Annotated in this window: 8 protein-coding genes; 3 read left to right on the forward strand and 5 right to left on the reverse strand. The window is 60.8% G+C overall.

Annotated features, from left to right (window positions below; all coding sequences use genetic code 11):
* The 3 genes from LC354_RS25985 to LC354_RS25995 all read left to right on the forward strand — a co-directional run.
* The coding region (locus LC354_RS25985) for a hypothetical protein (protein ID WP_223428864.1) at positions 1 to 208 on the forward strand (208 nt) is incomplete at its 5' end.
* A gap of 217 nt (positions 209 to 425) precedes the next feature.
* Positions 426 to 1,106, forward strand: a complete 681-nt coding sequence (locus tag LC354_RS25990; RefSeq protein WP_223428865.1) for a hypothetical protein — start codon at positions 426 to 428, stop codon at positions 1,104 to 1,106.
* 67 nt (positions 1,107 to 1,173) lie between these two features.
* Positions 1,174 to 1,608, forward strand: a complete 435-nt coding sequence (locus LC354_RS25995) for a DMT family transporter (RefSeq protein ID WP_223428866.1) — start codon at positions 1,174 to 1,176, stop codon at positions 1,606 to 1,608.
* Positions 1,609 to 1,624: 16 nt separating this feature from the next.
* On the opposite strand, the gene LC354_RS26000 is transcribed toward LC354_RS25995, so the two are convergent.
* From LC354_RS26000 to LC354_RS26020, 5 genes are all read right to left on the reverse strand, one after another.
* Positions 1,625 to 2,611, reverse strand: a complete 987-nt coding sequence (locus LC354_RS26000) for an Ldh family oxidoreductase (RefSeq protein ID WP_223428867.1) — start codon at positions 2,609 to 2,611, stop codon at positions 1,625 to 1,627.
* Positions 2,612 to 2,671: 60 nt separating this feature from the next.
* Complete coding sequence (locus LC354_RS26005) at positions 2,672 to 2,878, reverse strand: hypothetical protein (protein WP_223428868.1); 207 nt, start codon at positions 2,876 to 2,878, stop codon at positions 2,672 to 2,674.
* Between the two features lie 19 nt (positions 2,879 to 2,897).
* Positions 2,898 to 3,218 carry a hypothetical protein gene (locus LC354_RS26010; protein ID WP_223428869.1) on the reverse strand — a complete coding sequence of 107 codons (321 nt, stop codon included), beginning with the start codon at positions 3,216 to 3,218 and terminating at the stop codon, positions 2,898 to 2,900.
* A gap of 117 nt (positions 3,219 to 3,335) precedes the next feature.
* Positions 3,336 to 4,016: an ABC transporter ATP-binding protein gene (locus tag LC354_RS26015; RefSeq protein ID WP_223428870.1), complete on the reverse strand. Its 681-nt coding sequence runs from the start codon at positions 4,014 to 4,016 to the stop codon at positions 3,336 to 3,338.
* Positions 4,009 to 5,256 carry a lipoprotein-releasing ABC transporter permease subunit gene (locus tag LC354_RS26020; protein ID WP_263289629.1) on the reverse strand — a complete coding sequence of 416 codons (1,248 nt, stop codon included), beginning with the start codon at positions 5,254 to 5,256 and terminating at the stop codon, positions 4,009 to 4,011. The genes LC354_RS26015 and LC354_RS26020 overlap by 8 nt, the downstream gene beginning before the upstream one ends.
* Positions 5,257 to 5,621: the final 365 nt, after the last annotated feature.

Raw genomic sequence — 5,621 nt, forward strand, 5'->3', positions numbered from 1 at the left:
TCCCGCCCGTTGTTTGAACGAAACTGAATCACAAAACTATGCAATCAAACAAGAATTAATGGGTGTGCTGCCTAAATCTAATCAATCAACTGGTTTAGAAACCGTGCGGCTCATCATTTTTGATCACATTGGCGCGACGAAACGAGCGATTGGCCGGGCGTGCACCCGCACATCCATTGTCGACGTCATCCCTTTCGGCAAAGCCTGACCATTGCACGCAACAGTCAGTCGACGTTGCCCAGGAGCAAGCGGGTGCCCTTGCGACGACCAACTTTGGGTATTGCGGACTGGCAAACCGTGTTTTCTCAACGCAGTGACTGCAGTCACGCAAACACCCCGGGCAAGTTTTGCAACGCGATGCACAATCCCGCGGGGCGGTTCGTTTTTCCCTTGATCCGGGCACGCTTACGACCCCTACTGCGCCCATGATCTTGCGCGCATTTCTCATCCTGACTGTGCTGGTCGGCTGTGGCCGTCCGCTGACGGAAAACGAGATTGCGTTTGCGCAGACCGTGCATGGCGATATGCTGGACGTCGATCAGGTTCGACTGGTCAATGGGTCACCGACACGGGCCGTCACGTTTCGGCGCAAGGCGCGACCCCGCACCACCTGCCGTGAACGTTTGCTGCCGCCGCCGACAGACGCGATTGTCACGGCCAAACCAGCGGCAGTGTCGCTCTACACCAGGGTTTTCTTTGATCGCGACTGGTTTCTGGACGACTATGTGGCGGACTATCCAAACGAAGTGAATCTGGTGGCGGCCATGCTGCTGGCACACGAACTGACCCACGTCTGGCAATGGCAAAACCGGGATATCACCGGCTATTCCCCGTTCAAGGCAGCGACGGAACATCAATTCAGTGACGATCCCTATCTGTTCGATCTCAGCGCGGACCGACAGTTCAGTGACTTCGGATTTGAGCAACAAGGCTCCATCGTCGAAGAGTTCGTCTGCTGCCGCGCGCTCGACCCGCAAGCGCCACGGACAAAGCGCCTGCACACGCTGATCAGTCAAGCGATGCCTCTGGCGCCGCTGCCGCAATCGCGCGAACATGACGTGCGCCTGCCGTGGGACGGGGTGGAGATCGAAGGCATTTGCAGGTGACACGGACGGCAATGCCCGTAAGGCGGATGCATCATCCGCCCTCGTGTCGCCAAACGGGAGAGAGCCCATGACCCAATACGCATTGATCATGTTGCTGGCGGGGGTCGGCATTCCGATATTGGCCGCGTTGAATGCAGCCCTCGGGACGCGCCTTGGCAGTCCTGCCGCCGCTGCGACGGTGCTGTTTCTGGTCGCCCTGACAGCCTCGGTGCTGTTCCTGCTACTGTTTGGCGGCAGCGGGATCGGCAAGGTAGCTGCAGCCCCCAAACACTTGCTGCTGGGCGGTGTCCTTGTCGCGTTCTATGTGCTGAGCATCACTTACATCGCGCCACAGTTCGGCGTTGGCAATGCGGTCTTTTTCGTCCTCTTGGGGCAGTTGATCAGCGCCGCGGCCGTCGATCACTTCGGGTTGTTCGGGGCGCAGGCCACGACACTCGGTGCCACCCGCATGGGCGGCATCGCGTTGATGGCGGCCGGGGTCTGGATGACTCAGCTGGCTTAGACGACCGCCACAGGTCTCAGGCGCTCCGCCCTGCCAGGTCAAGCGCTTGGCGCCAGGCTGCCGGGTCGACATCCACCGGATCGGCCAGCATCCGGTTCTGTCCCGGCATCCGGGCCCCGTCATCTGCGGCCACGAGCGCAGCCAGCGCCGTGACACGTTCCGCGAAGGCGTCAGATGTGCTTGGATCGATCAAAATGTAGTATTGGCCCAAGTCATGCGGCGGCCCGTCCGGGGCCTTGAGCGGTTTGACGTCGCGGCTGAGCACGCCGCCGGTCATGCCTGCCGCCAGCAGCTCGGCCATCAAGCCAAACCCCCAGCCCTTGTAGCCGCCCATCGACACGAGCGTCCCGCCAAGGGCCGCTTCTGGGTCTGTCGTGGGGTGGCCGTCCACGTCCAGAGCCCAGCCTTCGGGGATCTGCTGTCCCGCAGCCTTGGCCATGGTAATCTTGCCCAAAGCCACGGTCGTCGTGGATTGGTCGAATTGCAGGGCCAGCCCGCCTTCCCCATCCGGTACGGAAAAAGCGATCGGGTTGGTCCCGATCACGCGTGCTTTGCCGCCTGGCGGGGCCACGATCGGCGACGCATTGGTAAATCCGATACCGATCAACCCTGCCTGCGCGATCTGTTCGGTGAAATATCCCAGCGAGGTGCAGGTGTGTGCATGCCCGACTGCGAGGCTGGCCATACCGAACTGGCGGGCGGCATCCAAGGCCGGGGCAAGCCCATAGGCAAAGGCCGGTTGCGCAAACCCCATCTGTGCGTCGACATGGACGGTCGCCAGGCGCGGCGTGCTGACGACAGGGGTCACATCCCCTTTGACACGGCCGCTGGCCAATTGCAGGCAATAGCTTTCGAGGTAGTAAAGACCGCAAATCCGGTTGCCAGAGGCTTCGGCCCGCGCCACGGCCCGCGCCACTTCTGCTGCGGCAAAGGCCCCTGCGCCGTGGCGCAACAAGGCAGCCTGTACCGTCTGTTCGATGTCTTCTTGTGTAACGCTCGCCATGGCTTTTCCCCCGGCGGATAATGCCTTGGGGGAAAGTCAGAGCAAAACCTTACGCTTACGTCAAGTCAGTGTCGACGTTCCGGGCATTTGAGCAACGATGAGCGCGGGGTTTATCGGGGCACCCAAACCTTCCAACCAGATCGCACCGCCGGTTGCCAGGTTGACCAAAACGCCGCTGGCGGTGACGGTTTGGCCCAGAATGATCACGTCATCAGGTGTTTCACTTTCGACGATCAACAGATCATCGGACAGGTCAAAATCCGTCACAGTGATCACATCTTCAACGTCACATCCGGGGATAAGGGCATCCGCTCCCCCACTGTATATTCCAATGTCCCGTCCCCCCCCCCTTGCCAAGACCGTCGTCGCCCACACCGCCAAGGAACACGGTATCCAAGGCCGGGCCGCTGATCGTGTCATACACGTCAGCCTCGCCAATCACCGATCCAGCCAGGTCATCATCGCCCAAAGCCGCGCCAGTCAACGTAAAATCGTCTTCAGGATCGATGGCTGTGAAGGGCCGAGATTGCAGGGGAGTGTCGGACCTGCGGAACATCTCCGCCAAAGGGCCGAAAGCCGCAAAAACACGCGTCAGACCTGAGAACATCCTATTCTCCATCGCAAAACCATGAACCGCGATGCCCCGGCAGGAACGCAGGCGCGGAGCAAAAGGCGGGGAAGCGAAATGTTCCCTTTCGATGGTTTAAAACGGCAAAGGTTTAAATTACGTCGACAACTGGCCGTTCTTCAGCGCAACGGTCCGATCCATACGCGCCGCCAATGCCAGGTTATGCGTGGCAATCAACGCAGACAGCCCGGTATCACGCACCAATCCCATCAACGTGTCAAAGACCTGATCGGACGTGGTCGGATCAAGGTTACCGGTCGGCTCGTCTGCCAAAAGCAGCCGTGGGCCATTGGCCAGGGCCCGGCAAAACGCCACCCGTTGCTGCTCGCCTCCGGACAGGGCGGCGGGTCTGTGGCTGGCCCTTTGGTCAATTCCGACTTTTGCCAGCAGGTCATGCGCACGTGCATCTGCCGCAGCGCGGGGCGTGCCCGCGCTCAGTTGCGGCAAGACGGTGTTTTCAAGCGCCGTGAATTCGGGCAGCAGATGGTGGAACTGATAGATGAACCCCACATCCGTGCGCCGCGCCGCCGTGCGCTTGCGGTCGGACTGGCCTGTCATGTCCTGCCCGGCCAGCATCACCGTCCCGGCATCGGCCGTATCCAGCAGCCCGGCGATGTGCAGCAGCGTGGACTTGCCCGCACCGGAAGGGGCCACAAGCGCCACAACCTCGCCCTTGCCCACGTCCAGATCGATCCCGCGCAGCACCTCAACGGCGTTGGGCAGGCCCTTGTTGTAGGTCTTGGTGATCCCTTGCAGGCGCAGAACCGCATCACTCATAGCGCAACGCCTCCACCGGGTTCATGCGGGCGGCACGGCGCGCCGGAAAGATCGTCACGACAAAAGACAGGCCAAGCGAAAGAGCCACCGCACTGAGCACGTCATCAAGGTGCAATTCGGCTGGCAAGGCATAGATCCCGCGAATGGACGGATCCCAGACCCCACCCCCCATGACGTAGTTCACAAAGGAAAACAGCGGGTCGATGTAGATCGCAAAGAGGCAGCCGAAAACCACGCCCATCGCGGTTCCGATGATGCCGGTAAACGCCCCGCAAATAAAAAAGATGCGCAGGATCGAGCCTTCGGTCAAACCCATTGTGCGCAGGATGCCGATGTCGCGGCCCTTGTTCTTGACCAACATGATCAGGCCCGACACGATGTTCATCGCGGCAATCAGAACAAGGATCGACAGGATGATGAACATCACATTGTCCTCAACCTCCAGCGCACGCAGAAACCCGCCCGACGCGTCGCGCCATGTCCATATCTGGGCGCGATCTCCGGCGGTTTGCAACAACGCGCTGGCATATCGGTCAACCTCTTCCGGGACTTCGACCATGACTTCGATCTCGTCCACCACGCCTTCACGGTTGAAGAAGGATTGCGCCTCGGCCAAGGGCATGTAGACGCGTGTGCGGTCGATATCGTAACGACCCGCGGAGAAAACATAGGTGACTTCATAGGCGTTGATCCGCGGGCTGGTGCCAAAGGCGGTTTTGACCCCGTTGGGCGAGATCAACTTGATCCGGTCACCGACCTGCGCGCCCAATTCACGTGCCACGCCCGATCCAATGGCTACGCCCTCGCCGTAACGAGCAATGTCGCCCAGCGAGGTGGCCAGGTCCGCGATGCGCGGCAGGCTTGCAAGGTTTTCGGCGGTCATCCCGTAGACCTCAACGCCGGCGTTCCGGTCGCGCAGGTTGATCATCACCTGCCCACGGACAAGGGGGGCGGCGCGGGTCACGCCGGGCACGGCGCGCAGCGCGTCTGCGGCGGCATCATAGTCGGTGATGGTGCGGTCAAGACGGCCATTCTCGGCGACGCTGCCAAGATTGTAGATTGTCACATGCGCGTTCGCCCCGAGGATCGTATCGACGAATTCCGCCCGAAATCCCGAGCGCACGGCCAGCGTCGCGATCAGGGCAAAGACGGCAAGAGTAATCCCGATCAGGCTGATCCACGTCATGGTGCTGACGCCGCCTTCGGCCCGGCGGGCACGCAGGTAGCGCCATGCGATCATCCATTCGAATGCGGCAAAAGGGGGTGTGGCCACGTTGCGGGCTCCTGCTCAGACTGACGTTCAGATGTGAGCGTATCCCCGCGGAAGGTCAAGGTGGGACACATCAAGTGAACTTCAAGCTGGGGTTCGCGTGTATCGTGCCAATCCGCTCGGTCGCACACGGATTACTTTATACTTTGGTGAAGTCGGATACGGCGGATGAAAACCGGTTTTATCCGACATTCCCCAAGTGGCCTGCCATCTGACGCGAAGATTGCCTGATCAGGCCTGTGGATCAAGTATCTCTTTCCTCTGAGGGTCTCCGGAGTTGCGGAAACGCCTGAAGGCGGGTGCCTTATGCTTCGAAGCGATGCTGTGCTGGCCCG

The organism is Tateyamaria pelophila (genome assembly GCF_019966495.1).
Classification (GTDB): Bacteria; Pseudomonadota; Alphaproteobacteria; order Rhodobacterales; family Rhodobacteraceae; genus Tateyamaria; species Tateyamaria pelophila.

Excerpts from the sequence above, each read along its gene's own strand:
- LC354_RS25990 (WP_223428865.1), top strand. The coding sequence starts at position 426 with ATGATCTTGCGCGCATTTCTCATCCTGACTGTGCTGGTCGGCTGTGGC.
- LC354_RS25995 (WP_223428866.1), top strand. The coding sequence starts at position 1,174 with ATGACCCAATACGCATTGATCATGTTGCTGGCGGGGGTCGGCATTCCG.
- LC354_RS26000 (WP_223428867.1), bottom strand. The coding sequence starts at position 2,611 with ATGGCGAGCGTTACACAAGAAGACATCGAACAGACGGTACAGGCTGCC.
- LC354_RS26010 (WP_223428869.1), bottom strand. The coding sequence starts at position 3,218 with ATGTTCTCAGGTCTGACGCGTGTTTTTGCGGCTTTCGGCCCTTTGGCG.
- LC354_RS26015 (WP_223428870.1), bottom strand. The coding sequence starts at position 4,016 with ATGAGTGATGCGGTTCTGCGCCTGCAAGGGATCACCAAGACCTACAAC.
- LC354_RS26020 (WP_263289629.1), bottom strand. The coding sequence starts at position 5,256 with ATGATCGCATGGCGCTACCTGCGTGCCCGCCGGGCCGAAGGCGGCGTC.